Genomic DNA, 18,108 nt, shown 5'->3' on the forward strand with positions numbered 1-18,108 from the left:
CCGATCGGGGATCCCCTTACGACGCAGCGTCGGCGCCCCGGGGGCTGGGTTAGGCGCAGCAGGACAGCTGGGAGGGGTCGGTGGTGAAGGCCTGGCAGGCGAGCTTGATGCCCTCGGCCATGGTCAGGTAGGGCGCCCACATTCCGGCGACGTGCTGGTAGGTCTGTCCGGCGTCGAGGAGGAAGACTCCGGCGGCGGCGAGTTCGCCGGCGTCCTGGGCCAGGGCGGTGAGGCCGAGGATGCGACCGGTGTCGTCGTCGATGACGACCTTGATAAACCCGCGGGTGTCGCGGTTGACCAGGGCCCGGGGCACGTACTGAAGGGGCAGCACCCGACAGTTACAGCGGTAGCCGGCCGCCACGGCCTGGTGCTCGGTGAGCCCGGCCGCGCCGATGGCCGGGCTGGTGAACGTCACCCGGGGCAGGTGGGAGTAGTCCACGGTGCGCCCGGCGCCGGTGAAGGCGTTCTCGACGGCCATCGCCCCGTGCTGAGCGGCGACGTAGACGAACTCGGGGTGGCCGGTGACGTCCCCGGCGGCCCAGATCCGCGGGGTGGACGTGGCCAGGAAGTCATCGACCAGGATCTGCCCACCGGCCCCGGTGGCGACCTGGACCGCGTCCAGGTTCAGGGTCTCGGTGACCGGGCGCCGGCCCAGGGCCACCAGCACCCGCTGGGCGCGGTACCGGGCGGTACCGCCGGCCACGGTCGCGGCGGCGGTGACCTCACCAGTGGCCTCGTCCTGGATGAGGGCGGTGATCTGGGCGCGGCGGATCACCGTGATGCCCTCCTCGGCGAGGACCTCGCCCAGGATCTGGTCGACCTCGGGTTCCTCGGCCGAGGCCAGGCGGGAGCGGACCAGCATGGTCACCGCCGAGCCGAGCCGGGCGAAGAGCTGGGCCAGCTCCAGGGCGACGTACCCGCCGCCGAGCACCAGCAGGGACTCGGGCACCTCGGGGAGGTCCATCGCGGTGGTGGAGGTCAGGTAGTCGACCCGGTCCAGCCCCGGGAGGTCGGGGACCCAGGGTTGGGCGCCGGTGGCGATCAGGTAGTGCTCGGCTTCGATCAGCGCGGTATCCCCGTCGGGGCCGGTGACCTGCAGCACCGGGGCGTCCGGGGTGCCGGCGAAGGAGGCCTCTCCGGGCCGGATGGGCCAGTCGTAGGAGGCAGCGAGGTCGACGTACTTGTCCGACCGCAGGCCCTCCACGAGGGACTGCTTCGCCTGGATCAGTGCCGGCATGTCCACCGGGCCAGCGGTGGTGCTGATGCCGGGGAACCGGCCGGGCGCGTCGGCGGCCCCGTGCCGGGCCGCGGCCGCGGCGATCAGCGCCTTGGACGGCACACAGCCGATGTTCACGCAGGTCCCCCCGACCGTGCTCCGTTCGATCATCACCACCGACTTGCCCAGGTTCCGGGCCCGGATCGCGGCCGAGAACGCCGCCCCACCGGAACCGATCACCGCCAGGTCCACCCGCTCACCTCTCACCGCTACCTCCATCACTTGGCGAAACATCATCCTGAGCACCAGAATGGACCTTCCAGTACAGGGGAAGGTCAAGGCAGGCTTGCCAGTCACCCCGGGAAGTGAGGTGGCCATGAGGATCGGGGAACTCGCCGCCGCGGCGGGCACCAGCACCAAGACGCTGCGGTTCTACGAAGACCAGGGCCTGCTCCCGGCCCCAGACCGGACGCCGGCGGGCTACCGCGACTACCGCCCCGACGTGTTGTCCCGACTGGACTTCATCCGCCGGGGACAGGCCGCCGGGCTCACTCTGGCCCAGGTCAAGCAGGTCCTGGACATCCGCGATGACGGGCAGGCGCCCTGCGCGCACGTGCGTGACCTGCTCGATGAGCGCCTAGCGGAGATCGAGTACCAACTGCGCAGCCTGACCGTCCTGCGCGACACCCTCACCGAGCTACGCGAGGCGGCCATCCCCGTCCGGCCGGACACCTGCGGCCCGGACCAGGTCTGCCGCTACGTCTGAGCCGTGCCGCGACCACCGGTGCCGAGCCAGGAGCAGGTGGCGACCAGGCACAGTCCGGCGTGGTAGCTGCCGACGGTCTTGTCCGAGGGCATCGCGATCCGGCACCACTGCTTGAGGCGGTTGAATCACCGCTCCACGACATTGCGGCCGCGACAGCGAGCCTGCTGCCGCTCGCCGAAGTCGATCGGTCGGCCCGGCTTGCTCCGGCGGTGCGCGATCTGGTCGTCGCGTTCAGGGAACGTCTAATTGGACGCTGACGATGTGGTTCGCAACTCCCACATGCGCCATGCCTCATTGAGGAGGAACCAGGCCGTCGCCATTTGTTGGACGACCATGTCTTTCGCGGTGCCGAAAAATGCCACGCGTCCCTCATCACCTCGGCTATGCCCTTGCGGGCGGTGCATGTTCATCAACAGGCGGCCATGAGCGGAGCCACTACCGAGCCTCCATTCCATCTCCGTAGCCAGCTGGAGCAGGGCAGCATCCTCGCCGCTATGGACGACTTTCGCAGCTTCTTTGATGAGGTCAGTGTCTTTCAACTTCAGGTTCGACCTGGACACGCCACGCGCTTTGAGTAGCGTCTCCACGCGCTCAATTCCTTCCTGAGGCCAATCCAAGAAGTCACTGTCCGGAGTCACGATGCCCTCCATCTCAGCCACAGCCGGGTGACCGGCCGTGGCGCCTCGAAAGTAGAGCGCCTGCAGGTATTCCTCCCGAGCAATGCGCAACCCGTAGTTGATGCGCTGCTCGCGTTTACGGGTACATAGCAGCAACGCCGCCTGCGACGATCCGATCAAGGCCCCCCGCAGCACGGTGAAGGTGGCCGCTGGCAGAATCGGTCGGTCGTGTTCCAACTGGTGATCCACCAGCGCTACGCATCCGTCTAAGTGCTCCACGCCGACGGTCAATCCCCACCAGGCGAGCTGGCTGCACGGCATTTCAGGGTGAACCTGATCATCCGCCGATAGAGACGAGCCGGGTGCGACATTGTCAGGAAACTTCACCCGTTCGCGCCAGTGTCCCAATGCCTCCCGGATCTTGGCTAGGCGTTCTTCCCACTCTTCGCTTGATGGTCTGTCGCTCACTTAAGCCAACCTAGCGGGGCGCCCACGTCCGTTTGGCGTAAGGGGATCGTCATGCGGGATAAATCTGGAACACCAGATCATGCTGCGGCTTGTCCCGGCGGACGGGGGTGGACCTACGTCAAGCTCTGCACCTCCACCGATCAGTGCAACCAGGCCCTACCGGTGTGGCTGCACTTCTACGATCACCATCGTGCCCACTCCGGAGGACGGCCGCCAGCCACCCGACTGACCAACCTGCCTGGACATCGCAGCTAGGGCTGCGGGAAGGGGTGGTCCTGGGCCGGGGGCCGGTGGGCCTGGTGGCGGGAGCGAGGACCCGGCCGGTCCCCGCCTCGGGCCCGGGGGCCGGTGCGGATCGCGCCGATGCTGGCAGCGACCACCAGGGCGATCGCAGCGGCCTCGATCCACCCGAGCGGCTGCCCGAGAACAGCGAATCCAATCAGTGCCGCGATGGCGGGGGCGGTGCAGGTCAGTACCGAGAACGTGGCGGCCGGTATGCGGCGCAGTGCGATGAGCTCGAGTGAGTAGGGGATCGCCGTGGAGAGCAGGGCGACGCCGAGTCCGATTGCCAGGACGGTCGGATCTGCCAGGGCGGTGCCAGTCGTGAGGACCGCGCCGGGCAGTGAGGCTACTGTTCCAATGGCCATGGCCAAGGCCAGGCCCTGGAATCCCGGGAACGCTGCGCCCGCTCGCGCGTTGAGCAGGATGTACGCCGCCCAGCACGTGGCCGCACCGAGCGCAAAGCCAACTCCGGTGGCATCGACGGTGCCGATGCCACCCTGTCCCAGCAGCGCGACCCCGGCGAAGGCCAGCACCGCCCACAACAGGGCGCTGGCGCGGCGGCTGGCCACCACGGAGAGCACCAGGGGGCCCAGGACTTCGATGGTCACCGCCGTCCCCAATGGCAGCCGGGCGATGGCTCCGAAGAACAGGGAGTTCATCGCCGCCAGCACCAGGCCCAGGCCGATGGCAGTGCGCCATGCCGCGGGACCGAGGTTGCGGATCCGGGGACGCGCCATCGCCAGCAGCACGACGGCGGAGAACCCCATGCGCAGCGCGACCATGCCCAGCGGCCCGACCACGGGGAACACGAGCACCGCGACCGCCGCACCGAGTTGCTGGCAAAGCACCGCCGCCACCACCAGCACGGTTGCCCCGGAGCGGCCCGGGCCGGGCGAAGCGGAGAAGGAGATGGCTGGCTTGGTGCTCATGAGTCCACGCTAGGAACTGCGCGTACGCGGCGTGAAAGGGCTCTTGCGTTCCCGTCATAACCTCGGAGCGCCGGACAGGCCTTACTGGACACTCCCCGCGGCGTGTCACCGTTGGCCCACGTCAGTTGCGGGTGTGGTTCGTGAAGGGCCGTCCTGCGGGACACTCGGAAGTGTGCGGCCGAGGGTTCCCCCACTGGCGCCCCCTCCGCGGACATCACGGTTGGTCGTCTTTGGCGTCCGCGCTCTGGCGCAGGCGGTCGGGGACCTGTGGGCTGTCCGCGGTGGCGGCCCAGCTCGAGAGCAGTTGTAGGCCGTCGTGGGAGGGTGATCCGGGTTCGGCGGAGAACACGAGCATCTGGAGCCCGTGCGGGGTCAGGTCCATGGCCTCGTAGGTGAGGTCGAGGTCTCCCACGTCGGGGTGGTGGATGCTCTTGGTTCCGGTGGTGTGGACCCGGACGTCGTGGGAGGCCCAGAGCTTGCGGAAGAGCTCGCTTTGCGTGGAGAGCTCCCCGACGAGGTTGGACAGGGCCTTGTCGTAGGGGGCGCGGCCGGCTTCCGCGCGCAGGAGGGCCACGATCTGGCCGGCGTTGGCCTTCCAGTCCCGGTAGAAGGCCTGTGCCCGTGGGTCGAGGAAGACGAAGCGCGCGGCGTTCACGGGGCGGTGGTCGTCGGTGAACATCTCGGAGAACAGGGCCCGGCCCAGCCGGTTGGTCGCGACGGCGTCGAGGCGGCCGTTCTGCACGAAGACCGGCACGGTCGACATCGCGTCGATGGTCTGTTGCAGGCTCGGTCGCACCTGCAGCTTCCGGGCCGTGGGGCGCTGGGCGCGGGCGCGGGTTCCTTCGTTGGCGGCGCGCACGAGGTCGTAAAGGTGTGCGCGTTCGGCCTCGTCCAGTTGCAGGGCCCGGCTGATCCCGTCGAGCACGGCGTCCGAGACCCCGGTGGCGATGCCGCGTTCCAGGCGCTTGTAGTACTCCGCGCTCATTCCGGCCATCAATGCGACCTCCTCGCGGCGCAGTCCGGGCACGCGCCGGCGCCCGCCGTAGTCGGGCAGGCCGGCCTGCTGCGGGGTGAGCCTGGCCCGGCGCGAGATGAGGAACTCGCGGATGTCGTTGCTGGGGTCCATGCACGCCAATGTACGCCGCCGTAAACCGTCCAAGGGGGCCCTGTCAGTGACCCCATAGACAGGGTCTGTCTACCCCGGGCGGGCCCGGGTTGACTGGGTCCAAGCGCCGGCCCAACACGGGACCGGCACCGCTACCGGAAAGGCACCCACCCCATGAGCAACAACGTCTGGTTCATCACCGGAGCCGCCCGCGGCATGGGCGTCGACCTGGCCAAGGCCGCCCTGGGCGCCGGCCACCGGGTCGTCGCCACCGCACGCGACGCCGCCAAGGTCACCCAGTCCCTCGGGGAGCACGAGAACCTCCTCGCCCTGTCGTTGGACGTCACCGACGCCGCCGCCGCACGGTCCGCCGCCGAGGCGGCCGTGGAACGCTTCGGGAGCATCGACGTGCTGGTGAACAACGCCGGGAACTTCTACGCCGGCTACTTCGAGGAGATCAGCGACGCACAGTTCCGTGCGCAGATGGAGACCAACTTCTTCGGCCCCCTGAACGTGACCCGCGCGATCCTGCCGGTCATGCGCGCCCAGCGCAGCGGGCACGTCATCACCATCACCTCCGCGGCCGGCATCATCGGCCAGGAGTTCTGCGCCGCCTACGCCGCCTCCAAGTTCGCCCTCGAGGGCTGGATGGAGTCCCTCCGGTACGACGTGGAGCCCTTCGGGATCCACACCACCATCGTCGAACCCGGATTCTTCCGCACCGAACTGCTCGTCGAGGGCGCGTCCTCCATCTGGCCCGAGCTCTCCATCGAGGATTACGCCCCGCGCACGGAACAGACCATCGCAGCGTGGAAGTCCATGAACGGCCAGCAGGGCGGGGACCCCGCCAAGCTCGGGGCCGCCCTGGTCACCCTCGCCGGGCTGACGACCCCGCCGCTGCGCTTCGTCGCCGGAGCCGACGTCGTGGCAGGGGTCGAGCAGAAGGCCCAGCTGCTCCTGGACCAGGTCCAGGCCCACCGCGAGCTGTCCTCCTCCATGGACATCGACCACGCCTGACGGGCCCTCGGGCCCCGGCCGGCGATCCACCGGCCGGGGCCCCGCCACGCCACCCGCCACTCCACCGAAGTAAGGGACAGCACTTGACGCCGAAACTCATTGGAACCGTCGCCATCGTCACCGGTGCCAGTAGCGGCATCGGCCGCGCCACCGCCCGCGCCCTCGCCGAGCACGGGGCCTCCGTGGCCGTCGTGGCCCGCCGCCGGGACCGCCTCGACACACTCGTGGCCCAGATCGAGGCCGCTGGCGGCACCGCCCATGCCGCCGTCGCCGACATCACCGACCGCACCCAGGCCGCACGGGCGGTCGCCGAAATCATCGAGCGTTTCGGCCGCCTCGACATCCTGGTCAATAACGCCGGCCTCATGCTCTTGGGCCCCGTCCACGGCGCCGACGTCGGGGACTGGGAACGGATGATCGCCATCAACCAGAACGGCCTGCTCTACATGACGCACGCGGCGCTGCCGCACCTGCTCGAGGCAGCCAAGGACGGGCCACGGGAGGTGGCCGACATCGTGAACATCTCCTCCCAGGCCGGCCGGGAGGCCTCGGCGAACTTCGGCGTCTACAACATGACCAAGTTCGGGGTGAACGGCTTCACCGAGGCCCTGCGCCAAGAGATCACCCAGAGCCACGTCCGCGTCGGCGTGCTCGAACCCGGTGCGGTCGACACCGAGCTCGTCTCGCACAACAACCAGGCCATCCGCGACGAACTGGCCTCTTCGGATGCGATCCCCGAACCGCTGCAGCCCGAGGACATCGCCGAGAGCATCGCGTTCATGGTGACCCGCCCGCGCAGAGCCTCCATCGCCGAACTGTGGGCCATGCCCACCTCCCAGGCCTGAGAACCCCGCCCAACCAAACACGACACGACCCCAAGGCGCAGCACACACCGTCGCGCCCTCGTATACCGCCACCCGAAGGAACAACACCATGACTGCTTGGTCCACCGACCAACTCAGGGCCATCGAGGCCCACGAAGGCCTCTACGTCTCGCCGTACCGCGAAGACGGCTCCACCTATGGAACCCCCACCGAAACGTGGGCCCTCGTCGTCGACGGAAACGTCTACGTGCGGGCAGCCAACGGGAAAGCATCACGCTGGTACCAGGCCGCCATCAGCCAAAAGGCAGGACGAGTCCGCGTCGGCGGCGTCTACTACGACGTCACCTTCGAGGACGCCGGAACCGAGAACGAAGCCCTCATCGACGCCGCCTACGAGGCCAAGTACAGCAACGCCACCGACGCCTTCGCGATCCCCATCATGCAGGGCGAGGGGCCCAAGGCCGCATCCGTTCGCATCGCACCATGCTGAGCCACGGCGCGCACTACGAACCCTTCATCACCTAGGGAACCACGATGAAGGCGACTGGCCGTGCCCTGAACTCCGGTGACTGGACCAATCTCCGCCGCGCAGGCGGCATCGACATTCCCAGTGGCCGGCTGCTCAGACTCCACCCAGGGTTAACTTCCGACTGTGCCATTCGAGGAACGCTCACCGGTCCAACGATGAACCAGGAATCAGCTCGCCAGCACCGTCCCAGCGAGGGATCCTCTTGTGGGCACTTCTAGCAAAGGGTGGTCCCGGAGCCAGGCAATAACCTTCCATAGACCCCATCGAGCGCGAGAGAAATCATCATTGAACAGTCGCGGCCAGAGTAGCGTCGAAGCATGCGCGATATCCCCACAGTCCACGCCGTGCCGCGGAAATCGGTCGACGCGCCTACTTATCGGGTGAACTTCTGGCAGAGGCCGGCCCCCGGATGGGCCTGGAGCCTCGACGCCTACGCCCTGTCGGGCGCCGACGACATCTCCGAGGTGCTCCAGTGGGTAGACGAGCATGCCCGTGGCCGCCGGGTTGAGGTATTTGCTGAGATGGATGAAGAGTCTGACGGCTCCTTCCAAACACCGAGAAAGTCCGGGTTGGTGCGCTTGCTCGGAAGTAATCCCAATGCGGAAGATTCCGTCACCTTTAGACTCACCGCCGAGAGAATTGATGGCCCATAGGGGGATCGGCTATTGATCGCCAGTCCTGCGGGTTCGAGCTGGAGTATGGTCGGGAAAATCTTCCTCCCCGATGCCACCAGGTTCATAGAACCCATCGATGAAGCCACGCGTCTCATCCATCAGTTGCTCCGGTGTCATCCGTGCCCTGGGGTCCGACCAAGCGACCGAGAGGCCCACGGTGAATCCGTAATTGCCGTTGTCCGGTCCGTTGAGCCAAGCGAAGTCATAGCTCATCATCCCGGTGGGTTACCGCCTCTGGCTCACGCGGAACAGCTCGTCATCGATCGAGAACTCCAGGTCGTCCATCCAACAAGATTAGATGCGAGGTGCCCGTCCTGCGGGCACAACTCTTTGAACTGGGCGTGCAGATCTCGGGTTGGCCAGCCGCTAACCCGTCCGGGGGTGGACATACCATGACAGCCATGAACAACGGATCGCGGTTCCCGCTGAAACAGCTCTCCCCGGAAGGAACCAGGGTCGCTGCTGGCTAACCGGCCATCGTCTTTGTCGGAATTGCGGAGACGAAGGCGTCAGAGTGGAACTGTTCAGGGTCGAGCCCGCATTCGCGGGCGAGATCGTCGACGGCGGAGTGGACCATTGTTTCGCTGCCGCAGGCGTATACCCGATGGCCGGTGAGGTCCGGATGGTCGTTCATGGCGGCCTGCTGCACCCATCCGGTAGCACCGCCCCAGCCACAATCGGGGCGCGAGAGAACGGGCGTGAACGAGAACCAGTCGAAGCGTTTGGCCACAGCACGGACAAGATCCATCTGGTAGATGTCCTCGACACTCCGCGCACCCCAGTACAGGTGGACGGGGCGGGTCTTCCGGCGCGCGATGTGGTCGAGGATGATCGACCGCATCGGGGCGAATCCGGTGCCTGTGGCCAGCAGCAGGATTGGGTCCTCGAGAATCAAGCCCTCTTCAGGACCATCCGAGTCCTCGACGAAGAACTCGCCGAAGGGCGCCTCGATCTCGACAGTGTCGTGGAACTCGAGTTGCTGCAGGATCCGTGCCGAGAACGCGCCGCCTGCCGTGTGACGCACGTGCAGCTGCGCGAGGTCGTTGTGCTGGGGCGAGTTGGCGAGCGAATACGAACGGGTGTCGCCGTCGTCGAGGATCACGTTGAGGAATTGACCGGCCTGGAACGGCGTGCGCCGACCGATCGGGTACCGCAGGTCGAGGATCGTGACGCTCGGGGCGACCTGACGGCGGTGGTAGACGGTGGTGGTCAGGCGCTTGCGCTTGGGCGGCGTGCGCGCCTCGATCCGCTTCGGAGCAATCTCGACGTCACCGATCGGTCGCGCGCGACACAATTGCACCTCGGCCGGGCCGCAGACGGCGCCGGTGCCTGGAACGTCGAGCTCGCCGGACGTTAGGGTGCCGATGCATGTGTCGCACACGCCCTTGCGGCACGAGTACGGGATCCCCCAGCCTGCGCTCTCGGCTGCTTCCAAGACGGTCTGCTCCGGTGCGCATTCGAAGGCGATTTCGGAGCGTTTGATGCTGATGGTGGTCATGTCATTCCTTTCGGCCTGAAGGGGCAAGCAGGCGTAGCGCCGACAGCACCGCGCTCGGGTCCGCTGTGCCGAGGCCGGCCTTGCCGAACACCGGTCCGTGCCCGACGCTGGAGAACGAGACGCCGGCACCGATCGTTACCGCCACAGCACCGCGTCCGGCGACTGTCTTGATCGGAATGTGGCCTTGGTCGTGATACATCGCGAGGTAGCCGTCGGCGTCGCGAGCCCCACCGAGCACGACGTCCGCGCCGGTGGGGCCGACCGCGTTGATGCCGAGTTCGCGCAGCTTCGCTACCGCTGGCTCGGTGACCCGCGCGTCGTCGACGCCGAACAGGCCAGCCTCACTCGCGTGGGGGTTGATGCCGAACACGTGGATCACGGGCTTGATGATGCGCATCCGGCGCAGCGCCGTGTTCAGTGCGACCCCGGCCGATACCACGCGGTCCGGCGTAAGCTTTGCAATCGACTCCGAGAGTTGCTCATGCAAGGTCACGTGCGCGATTCGCATCCCGCCGCCGACCAGCATGAGGAAGACCTCTTCCTCCGGCATACCGGTCAGCTCTGCAATGAGCGGCGGGTAACCCGCGAATTCGATACCGGCCTGGCGTACCGCAGTCTCCGAGTGCGGGCAGGCGACCACCCCGGCATAGTGTCCTGATACCGCGAGGCGCACCGCTTCGGTCACGTATGCGATTGTCGCTGTGCCCGCGGCAGCCGTTACCTTGCCGGGAGCCAGGTCGGCGGGCTTCAACACTCCGGCGTCGACGAAGTCGCACACCCCCGGTTCTGCGATCGCACCCGGCACAGCGTCGCGCACCGCGAGCCCCAGCCGCTCGGCTGAGGGAGCGAAGACGTGTCGGTCTCCGACCACGACTGGAGCGGCGGCCCCGAGCTCGGCGACGGCAGCGGCGGCGATGTCGGCACCGCTGCCGTTCGGATCACCGATGCTCAAGAGCAGCCGATCGGCGACTGTCATAGCGGAAGCACCAGCAGCGTGTCGGTGCGGGAACTGTCGCATACAACGACCCGGCGGGTCAGCAACGCCTTGCCTCCAGCGAGCGAGTACTCGTCGAGGTAGCGACCGCTCGCGAAGACGTCAGTCGGGCCGTTGCCGGTGATCCGAATGACGAGGAAGGACGTCTCACTCGTCACGGTCTCGCTCTCCTCAGAGAGAATCGCGGGCTGGCCGAGCAGATGCCGGTAGGCGTGCGGTTCATAGATGTTGGCTTCCTTGAGCGCCGAGACCCGATCGCGCAGCATCGCCTTGTTGTTGGCCCAGATGACGCCGGCGGGTAGTCCGCGCCGGTGATTGTCGGCGGTGGTGACCTTATAAAAAGCATCGTCCGTAAAGTGCTCGGGCCAGTCCTCGATCGGGCCATCGTCGATCACGCGCACGTAGCTGGCCTGGGCGCGGCTGATCAGCGTGAAGGCGTCCATCACTCGCCCTTCCCGATCGTGAAACCCATCGCTTCTCGGTAAACCTTCCAGAAGCCCCGGATCGAGGCCTCAGTCACACGGCTCTCACTGGAAACCGCCTCGTCGCCACCCATCTGCATAGTGGCGAACTCGGTGCCCGCACCCGCGATGCCACGCTGCACGAATCCGCCGATCGCACCGTCCTCCATCGAGACGAAGCCCGCCGGGCCGACAAGGTTGGACTGCTTCATCCGGATCAGCTGTTGTTCCTCAGTGTCGTCCTCGAAGCCGAGGAGGGTCCAGTTCAAATTCGTGGACTCAACGCCGGTGGGCAGCACCTGGCGGACCGCGATTGAGTTCTGAATCTGCTGCAGCACGAAACCGGGGGCCACGGAAAGGATCTGCAGGGTGATGTCGTCTCCGACCTCGCTGAAGCTGTCAACGAGCGACGGATCCTCCAACTGATATTCAGCATCAGACCGGATGCCCTGATCCTTGTAGTGTTCATCAGCCTCAGCCTCACGGTTGATCGCGGACCAGCTCACGTGATGGGCGCCGTTAGGCGAGACGATGATGCCGCCCTTCTGGTTCAGCTTGTTGAGGCCGAACGTGGTGAAGAACAGGTGCAAGATACTCGCGTGATAGGAGTCCTTGGTGTTCTCCATGTAGAGCTTCCAGTTGTTTGGAAGCGTCTGTGTGAAGCGGCCGAGCACGACCGGCTTGCGTCCGCCGAGCACCCGCTCGATGTGATCGAGGATCTCCTGGCCGAGATATTCCTCGATCTCCGGCACGTCATTGTTGAGACTGCCGAAGATGAGCCCGTGAACGTTCGCGAGCCGAAGCCGGCGAGGACTGTGCGCCGCCTTGCAGAAGCTCGGCCCCATGCCGCCTTTTCCGCCGATTCCGTCCTCGAAAGCGACCCCGGTGAGGTCGCCCTGCAGGTTGTAGGTCCAAGCGTGGTAAGCACAGGTGAAGTCCTGGGCATGGCCATAGTGTTCCATTGCGATCAAAGAGCCGCGGTGAGCGCAGCGATTCTCGAACGCGTAGATCTCGCCGTCGTGGTCACGCGTGACCAGGACGGGCTGCTCACCGATGAAGGTCGCGCAGAAGTCGCCTGGCTCGGCGAGTTCCGCTTCAAGACAGAGATAGTTCCACATCCGTCCGTGGAAGATGTTGCGCTGTTCAGCTCGGTAGACATCCTCGTCCTGGAATACCCAGTACGGCACCTCAGTGAGGTGCTCCGGCCAATGGCGGGCGGACATATCACTTTCCACCGCGGTCGCGGTGCCCTTTGAGTCGCTCACTCGTTCTCTCCCTTGATGACTGATGACGCCGAGTTGTGTTCGCTATGCGAAACGAGATGCGTTTTACGAACAATAGAGTCCAGTAAAATCACCGAAGTCGTGCATGTCAAGAAAGGGCACCCTTATGCCAGGAGAAGCGATGGCAGGACTCGCGAAGAGCCTCGCCGTTCTGGAGCCGGCGCATCGGCACTCAGCTCCCGCTCTATGCGTCGCCAACAGGGCAGGCTCTGCTGAGCGCACTCAGCGAGGACGAGCTCGCTGAGTATTTGAGTGCTGCGCCCTTCCCCGAGCGCGCACCTCACGACACTAGACACGCGGTCCCGCTCCAGCCGAACACCCGGTCCTGCGGTACCCAACCCGCGCATATCTCTCATGGGTCGTGGTTGGTCCGGGACCGGCTGGCAGACTGGTGCCGCACCTGCCGGGCGTGACTCGGCGCATATCTGAACCATCCAGTGGGATGGTGTTTTGAGACTGGCTCGTCCGCGCGGTGGGAGCGGCCCCGGTCCTGCCCACCCCGATGGCTTGATAGGAGGTTGTCCGTCCAGCCGGCGGTCGGACGTGACTCCTGAGAGATCCGCCTCGGCGTGATCTGGGCCGGACTGGAGCCTGTAACGGTCCACCCAGGAGAGAATTATGAGCATCGTCGCCGAGGAGTACACCCACGGCTCACACCTTGGCAATCTTCGGGTCGTCTGGGCCGACGTGAGCGTGGTACCGCCGGAGTCAGAACTGTCACGGACTTTCTGCGACATAACGGATCTTAAAAATCACAGGATCCGGCCAAGTTTTCCGGCGGCTTTTCTCAAAGCAGGCAGCGACTTATCTGAAAGCTCCTCTAGAGTTACCCTTCCCGTAAAGGCGCTGACGCTTATAGCCCCCACACATGCTGCTCGAGAATCTCTGACTGGGACAGCGAGAGAGTGCATCCCCAATTCGAGTTCTTCCGAGCTGACTGCGAAATCTGTCTTTCTGGCATGTTGCACAATCTGCATGAGGGCGTCGGCGCTGGTGACTGTGAGGGAAGTCCGCCTCTCGGCGGGGTGAAGCTCGAGAAATTTTCTAACCTCGCCATCCTCCATTGCCGATAGCAGCACCCGTCCTGTAGCTGAAGCATGAACTGGCAAGCGGACGCCAACAGCAATGTCAGTGGACACAATCTGAGAAGCGCTAGCGCGCGCGACGAAGAGGCAGTCTTTGCCGTCCCATACTGCCAAGGAGACCGATTCGTCCAACATGTCTCTTGCTTCATCGAGAAATGGCTGGGCGTGCAAGCCCAAAGGGGACGTGTCCATGTAAGCAGCGCCGATTCGTATCATTCGTGGGGTGGGCTGAAAGTACTTCCCGTCATGGGAGAGATAGCCAGCTTCCTCAAGTGTCAGGAGGCATCGTCGTGCTGCCGAAGGAGATAAGCCGGCGAACTCGGCGGCCTGGGAGATCGTCATCTTAGGTCGGGACTTTTCGAACCCTTCCAAGATCGTGAGTCCCTTCGCAAGTCCTGCCATCCCCTCGCTCTTCCGTTCACTACTACTACTGGTTGTGAGCCTTGACACATGAGTCTCCCAAGCATATGTTTATTCGAGAAGCGAACCCCGGTTTCGCTATCCGAATAAACAGTACCAGAACGGCATGCGAAAGGCCATCGCAGGTGGAAATGAGCACGACAGCGTTACTTGAAGAGTTGCCTGGTTGGCGGGACGCGTTAACACGCGTTCCTTATGGGTGTTCCAGAGGGAGGGCGTCTACGACCTTGAACAAGAGAAGGTGTTCCGGGGACCAAGCTGGAAGTATCTTGGCCTCAAGTCCGAGATGGACTCTGTCGGCAGCTATTGCTCAACGTTCGTTGGGAGCACTCCAGCCGCCGTCACTAGAAGATCGTGATGGCGAGCGTTGCACACTTGAAAATCGGCGTTCACACCGCCGGGCTTTTTGGCCCTAGATAAGCCGAGTGAAGCAAAAGACTTCACCGGCGTCTATCACGCTTGGGCTTATATGTCAGGGGCGACCTGTTCGGGAACTTCGGTGCCTTCTGAGCTTAATCACTGACCCTCCCGGCGTGCGGCCGAACACTCGATTTGTCAGCCTTACGCAGGACTGTGGCTTGGCGGCCAGAGTTGGAAATATTAGACAAGACACATAGGAGTGACAATGAAGAGAAAACTGTTGACGGGCATGGTTGCCGGTGCTGCGCTGGTACTAACCGCAACTGCTTGCGGAAGCTCTGAAGACGTGCCTACAGCTAACGACACTTCCCTAACTGAGATCACAGTGGGCGTAATTCCCATTACTAGTAATGCGCCAATTCACCTCGGGAATGAAAAAGGATTTTTTGAGGAAGAGGGACTTCGCCTTAGTATCCAGCGTACAGTGGGGGGAGCAGCGGCAGTGCCTGCGGTCTCCAACGGCAGCTTTGATTTCGCAGACAGTAACCTCGTCTCGATCATGGTGGCGAACGATAAAGGCTTGGATATGAAAGTGGTCACCACCGGGTCTGCTTCTACGGGTAACCCAGAAGAAGATTCAACAGCGGTAATCGTTCCGGAGGATTCACCTATTCAGAGGCCTGCGGACTTGGCCGGAAAGACAGTCTCAGTTAATACACTGGAGAATATCGGAGACACCACCATCCGAAGCATTGTTGAACAAGATGGTGGAGATGAATCGGCAATCGAATTTATGGAAGTTCCGTTTCCAGATGCACCTGCAGCGTTAGCTAGCAATCAAATGGATGCTGCATGGATTGCGGAACCCTTTCTAACCCAGGCCCTCAATGAGGGGGCTCGTGTCGTTACCTATAACTATGCAGATTTTCATCCGAATACGCATATCGAAGGCTACTTCACTACGAGCGAGATGGTCCGAGATGAACCCGAAATCGTAGAGAAGTTTCAGAATGCTATGCGTAAATCACACGAGTATGCCGAGGCCAATCCCCAGGAAGTACGAGCAATCACCGCGGAGTACACCACAATTGACCCAGAACTGCGCGAGCAGATTGTGCTGAACGATTTCCCAACTTCTTTTGATCGTGACGCGGTTCGTGAACTCGGTGAGGCGGCAGCCAAGTACGGAACTATATCTGAGGCGCCGAACCTGGAAGATCTGCTGTTGGATGGAATCTGACGACTCGGTGATATAGCAACCACCAAGCGGGTGGAGCCGTGGGTAGACGCTGCGTCGCCTGCCCGCTGAGGGGCTCATTTGTGGCAATCTGAAACGTCCATGAGCACGGTTCTGACGTCCACATTGACAAATGCGGCGCTTCATCTGCAAACAGTGGTAACGAGAAGCGTGTAGGGGATGAACCGTGCGCATCCGTTGACGAGCAAAGTCGTGAGGACCTGGAGTGCTTTATCCGTTCTGGGCGAATCTTGGTATGGCCATTGTGTTCATCACTCATGTCATCGACGATCCGGTCCAGCCTGGTGAGCGAGTCAACATTCTCCCTTTTGCCCGACGGTGATGCAGGAAGACCTACGGATTGACCTGCCCAAATAGGGCGATCAACTCGGAACCCGTTCGCTGAAGCGCTTCACTGAATGACGTCCCCACGTCCACAAAGAAATGCGGCTCGAGCGAAAGATAAACGTCGTTCTGCGGCAGTCACCTGAGGATCGGCATCTGAGCAACATCGCTGGTGTCTGTTCAATTTTGGTTCGTCTTTGTTTGTGAACCAGGTGGATGACACCGGGGTGAGCGCGCTTCAATGAGCTTAGGCATCTCCCAAAGATTGGGTCACGAAGTAGGCATACGGTTCCATAAGAGAAAACGATCATGGTTGGAACGAGTGGTTCCGTATTTTTCGTTACCTCCATTACATGCCTCCGTTTGACGTTGGGAACGGTCCCGGAGCCGTGAGTAAGGAGACCATTTTGACTGCAGTGTCACTAGCAAGTGTGGGTCCCTTTGGGGACGCATCCGTTCTCGAGGTGGCTCAGAGAATCCGACGAAGGGAGACCACAGCGCTGGAAGTAACAGAGCAGTCTCTTGAAGCAGTCAATGAGTATGGAACAGAACTGAACTGCTTTATCACCGTGGATCCGGAGGGCGCAAGGCGGGCGGCACGGGATGCTGATAGAGAACTAGCGTTGGGGCACGACCTCGGACCTCTGCACGGAATTCCTGTTGGCGTGAAAGACCTGATGGCTACGAGTGGTTTGAGGACAACCATGGGATCGCGGCATTTTGCTCATCACGTCCCGGATGCTGATGCCGACGCGGTAATGCTGTTACGTAGATCCGGAGCGGTCATTCTGGGGAAAACCCACACCCATGAGTTTGCTTTTGGGCCAACGGGCGATCGCGCATTTACAGGACCGGCACTGAATCCGCTGGATACCTCTCGTGTCACCGGCGGTTCGAGTAGTGGTTCTGCTGCTGCTGTAGCGGCTGGATTGGTACCGATAGCTTTGGGTAGCGATGCTGCGGGATCAGTGAGGATTCCCGGAGCTTTGTGCGGGGTGGTGGGTTTACGTCCGACCGCTGGGCTGGTGAGCGTGGAGGGGGTGTTTCCCTTGTCACACTCATTAGATGTGGTGTCCCCCTTGGCCAGGGCGGTTTCTGATACTGCCGTTGCCTGGTGGGCACTTTCGACAAAATCTACTCAGGAGGGAATCAGGCGTCCGATTTGGTCACCGAGTTTGCTTCCGGAGCCGGGGCGGGCCGCACAACTTCGCATCAGCGAAGTGAAGTGCGATCTGACAGAGAGAGTAGCGAGCAGTACTCAGGTCGAAGCACTTCAGTTTGCCATCGAGACTCTGACAGATTCGGGGGCCTCGATGTCGGAAACGTGCATTCCAGAAGTAGATGAATGCGCACAGCCGCATCAAAATATTCTATTTGCTGAGGCATATGCGATCCATGAAACTCGTGTGAAGAGCGCCCCAGAATTATTCGACCCGGAAATACTCAATCAACTCTCTGTTGCCTCCGAAGTGAGAGGGTGGGAATATGTTCAAGCACAACAAACTCGGGCTCGGTTGCGCCGTCAAGCCCTAGAAAGACTATCCGTTGTCGATGTTTTAATTTTACCTACAGTGCCTATTGAGGCCCCTCTAATTGGACAACGTACTCTGGCTGATAAAGCTGGTTGGACTACGGTGCGCGAAGCATTGAAATCATTCACCGTTCCTTGGAGCCTGCTCGATTTACCTGCGATCAGTGTTCCCGTTCTAGTCCATGGAGCAAAAATGCCTGGCTCTGTGCAGCTCGTGGGAAAGCCTGGAGAGGAACAGAAACTCCTCGACACAGCAGCGGCACTAGAGAAGGCAGTTACGAGATTGAACGCGACTTCGTCCCCCTATGTCCAGAGAACCTTGTAAGTCCTGTCACGAGCGGAGCACCTCGAGCGATGACTGAACCAGTACCGTCCATCGGCGCACCAGGCCCGCGCGGCTTGCATGCGTCCGGGTATCCTCAGCGGGAGACGGAGATCGAGCGCCTGCACCGGCTCGAGGCCGCGGC

Annotated in this window: 17 protein-coding genes and 1 pseudogene; 9 read left to right on the forward strand and 9 right to left on the reverse strand. The window is 63.2% G+C overall.

The window, feature by feature from the left end; all coding sequences use genetic code 11:
- Nucleotides 1-49: 49 nt before the first annotated feature.
- On the reverse strand, nt 50-1,495 hold the full coding sequence (merA, locus tag IMT31_RS15080; RefSeq protein ID WP_115930599.1) for a mercury(II) reductase: 1,446 nt from the start codon (nt 1,493-1,495) through the stop codon (nt 50-52).
- A gap of 97 nt (nt 1,496-1,592) precedes the next feature.
- On the opposite strand from merA, the gene IMT31_RS15085 reads away from it, so the two are divergent.
- Nucleotides 1,593-1,982 carry a heavy metal-responsive transcriptional regulator gene (locus tag IMT31_RS15085; RefSeq protein ID WP_115930598.1) on the forward strand — a complete coding sequence of 130 codons (390 nt, stop codon included), beginning with the start codon at nt 1,593-1,595 and terminating at the stop codon, nt 1,980-1,982.
- A 242-nt stretch (nt 1,983-2,224) separates the two neighbouring features.
- On the opposite strand, the gene IMT31_RS15090 is transcribed toward IMT31_RS15085, so the two are convergent.
- On the reverse strand, nt 2,225-3,067 hold the full coding sequence (locus IMT31_RS15090) for a hypothetical protein (protein WP_345354544.1): 843 nt from the start codon (nt 3,065-3,067) through the stop codon (nt 2,225-2,227).
- A 132-nt stretch (nt 3,068-3,199) separates the two neighbouring features.
- Between IMT31_RS15090 and IMT31_RS15095 the strand changes: the two are divergent.
- Nucleotides 3,200-3,322: pseudogene (locus tag IMT31_RS15095) on the forward strand (IS481 family transposase); the annotation flags it as partial.
- Here the strand turns inward: IMT31_RS15095 and IMT31_RS15100 are convergent.
- Both IMT31_RS15100 and IMT31_RS15105 read right to left on the reverse strand, forming a co-directional pair.
- Nucleotides 3,319-4,278 (reverse strand): EamA family transporter, encoded by a 960-nt coding sequence (locus IMT31_RS15100; RefSeq protein WP_413543283.1) that lies wholly within the window; start codon nt 4,276-4,278, stop codon nt 3,319-3,321. The pseudogene IMT31_RS15095 and the gene IMT31_RS15100 overlap by 4 nt on opposite strands.
- A gap of 214 nt (nt 4,279-4,492) precedes the next feature.
- Nucleotides 4,493-5,404, reverse strand: a complete 912-nt coding sequence (locus tag IMT31_RS15105) for a helix-turn-helix transcriptional regulator (protein ID WP_413543284.1) — start codon at nt 5,402-5,404, stop codon at nt 4,493-4,495.
- 153 nt (nt 5,405-5,557) lie between these two features.
- Between IMT31_RS15105 and IMT31_RS15110 the strand changes: the two genes are divergently transcribed.
- From IMT31_RS15110 to IMT31_RS15125, 4 genes are all read left to right on the forward strand, one after another.
- Nucleotides 5,558-6,400: an SDR family NAD(P)-dependent oxidoreductase gene (locus IMT31_RS15110; protein ID WP_413543285.1), complete on the forward strand. Its 843-nt coding sequence runs from the start codon at nt 5,558-5,560 to the stop codon at nt 6,398-6,400.
- An 83-nt stretch (nt 6,401-6,483) separates the two neighbouring features.
- The gene (locus IMT31_RS15115) at nt 6,484-7,245 is read left to right on the forward strand and encodes an SDR family NAD(P)-dependent oxidoreductase (RefSeq protein ID WP_413543286.1); all 762 of its coding nucleotides are present in this window, start codon (nt 6,484-6,486) and stop codon (nt 7,243-7,245) included.
- An 88-nt stretch (nt 7,246-7,333) separates the two neighbouring features.
- The gene (locus IMT31_RS15120) at nt 7,334-7,714 is read left to right on the forward strand and encodes a DUF2255 family protein (protein ID WP_413543287.1); all 381 of its coding nucleotides are present in this window, start codon (nt 7,334-7,336) and stop codon (nt 7,712-7,714) included.
- A 356-nt stretch (nt 7,715-8,070) separates the two neighbouring features.
- Entirely contained in the window at nt 8,071-8,406 is a 336-nt protein-coding gene (locus IMT31_RS15125; RefSeq protein WP_413543288.1) for a hypothetical protein, read from the forward strand.
- Between the two features lie 487 nt (nt 8,407-8,893).
- Here IMT31_RS15125 and IMT31_RS15130 read toward each other — a convergent pair whose 3' ends face one another.
- The 4 genes from IMT31_RS15130 to IMT31_RS15145 are packed head-to-tail and all read right to left on the reverse strand — an operon-like array spanning nt 8,894 to nt 12,645.
- Complete coding sequence (locus tag IMT31_RS15130; RefSeq protein ID WP_413543289.1) at nt 8,894-9,925, reverse strand: 2Fe-2S iron-sulfur cluster-binding protein; 1,032 nt, start codon at nt 9,923-9,925, stop codon at nt 8,894-8,896.
- Between the two features lies 1 nt (nt 9,926).
- Entirely contained in the window at nt 9,927-10,901 is a 975-nt protein-coding gene (locus tag IMT31_RS15135; RefSeq protein ID WP_413543290.1) for a PdxA family protein, read from the reverse strand.
- Nucleotides 10,898-11,362 (reverse strand): aromatic-ring-hydroxylating dioxygenase subunit beta, encoded by a 465-nt coding sequence (locus IMT31_RS15140; protein ID WP_413543291.1) that lies wholly within the window; start codon nt 11,360-11,362, stop codon nt 10,898-10,900. Before IMT31_RS15140 ends, IMT31_RS15135 begins: the two co-directional genes overlap by 4 nt.
- Complete coding sequence (locus IMT31_RS15145; RefSeq protein ID WP_413543292.1) at nt 11,362-12,645, reverse strand: aromatic ring-hydroxylating dioxygenase subunit alpha; 1,284 nt, start codon at nt 12,643-12,645, stop codon at nt 11,362-11,364. Before IMT31_RS15145 ends, IMT31_RS15140 begins: the two co-directional genes overlap by 1 nt.
- Nucleotides 12,646-12,827: 182 nt before the next feature.
- Here IMT31_RS15145 and IMT31_RS15150 point away from each other — a divergent pair, with 182 nt between their 5' ends.
- Complete coding sequence (locus tag IMT31_RS15150; RefSeq protein ID WP_413544442.1) at nt 12,828-13,076, forward strand: IclR family transcriptional regulator C-terminal domain-containing protein; 249 nt, start codon at nt 12,828-12,830, stop codon at nt 13,074-13,076.
- 339 nt (nt 13,077-13,415) lie between these two features.
- Here IMT31_RS15150 and IMT31_RS15155 read toward each other — a convergent pair whose 3' ends face one another.
- Nucleotides 13,416-14,150: an IclR family transcriptional regulator C-terminal domain-containing protein gene (locus IMT31_RS15155; protein ID WP_413543293.1), complete on the reverse strand. Its 735-nt coding sequence runs from the start codon at nt 14,148-14,150 to the stop codon at nt 13,416-13,418.
- Nucleotides 14,151-14,793: 643 nt separating this feature from the next.
- On the opposite strand from IMT31_RS15155, the gene IMT31_RS15160 reads away from it, so the two are divergent.
- Both IMT31_RS15160 and IMT31_RS15165 read left to right on the forward strand, forming a co-directional pair.
- Nucleotides 14,794-15,768 carry an ABC transporter substrate-binding protein gene (locus IMT31_RS15160; protein WP_413543294.1) on the forward strand — a complete coding sequence of 325 codons (975 nt, stop codon included), beginning with the start codon at nt 14,794-14,796 and terminating at the stop codon, nt 15,766-15,768.
- 731 nt (nt 15,769-16,499) lie between these two features.
- Nucleotides 16,500-17,966 carry an amidase gene (locus tag IMT31_RS15165; RefSeq protein ID WP_413543295.1) on the forward strand — a complete coding sequence of 489 codons (1,467 nt, stop codon included), beginning with the start codon at nt 16,500-16,502 and terminating at the stop codon, nt 17,964-17,966.
- Nucleotides 17,967-18,108 lie beyond the last annotated feature (142 nt).

Origin of the sequence: Citricoccus nitrophenolicus, from assembly GCF_047305825.1 — a bacterium.
In the GTDB taxonomy this organism is placed as follows: domain Bacteria; phylum Actinomycetota; class Actinomycetes; order Actinomycetales; family Micrococcaceae; genus Citricoccus; species Citricoccus nitrophenolicus.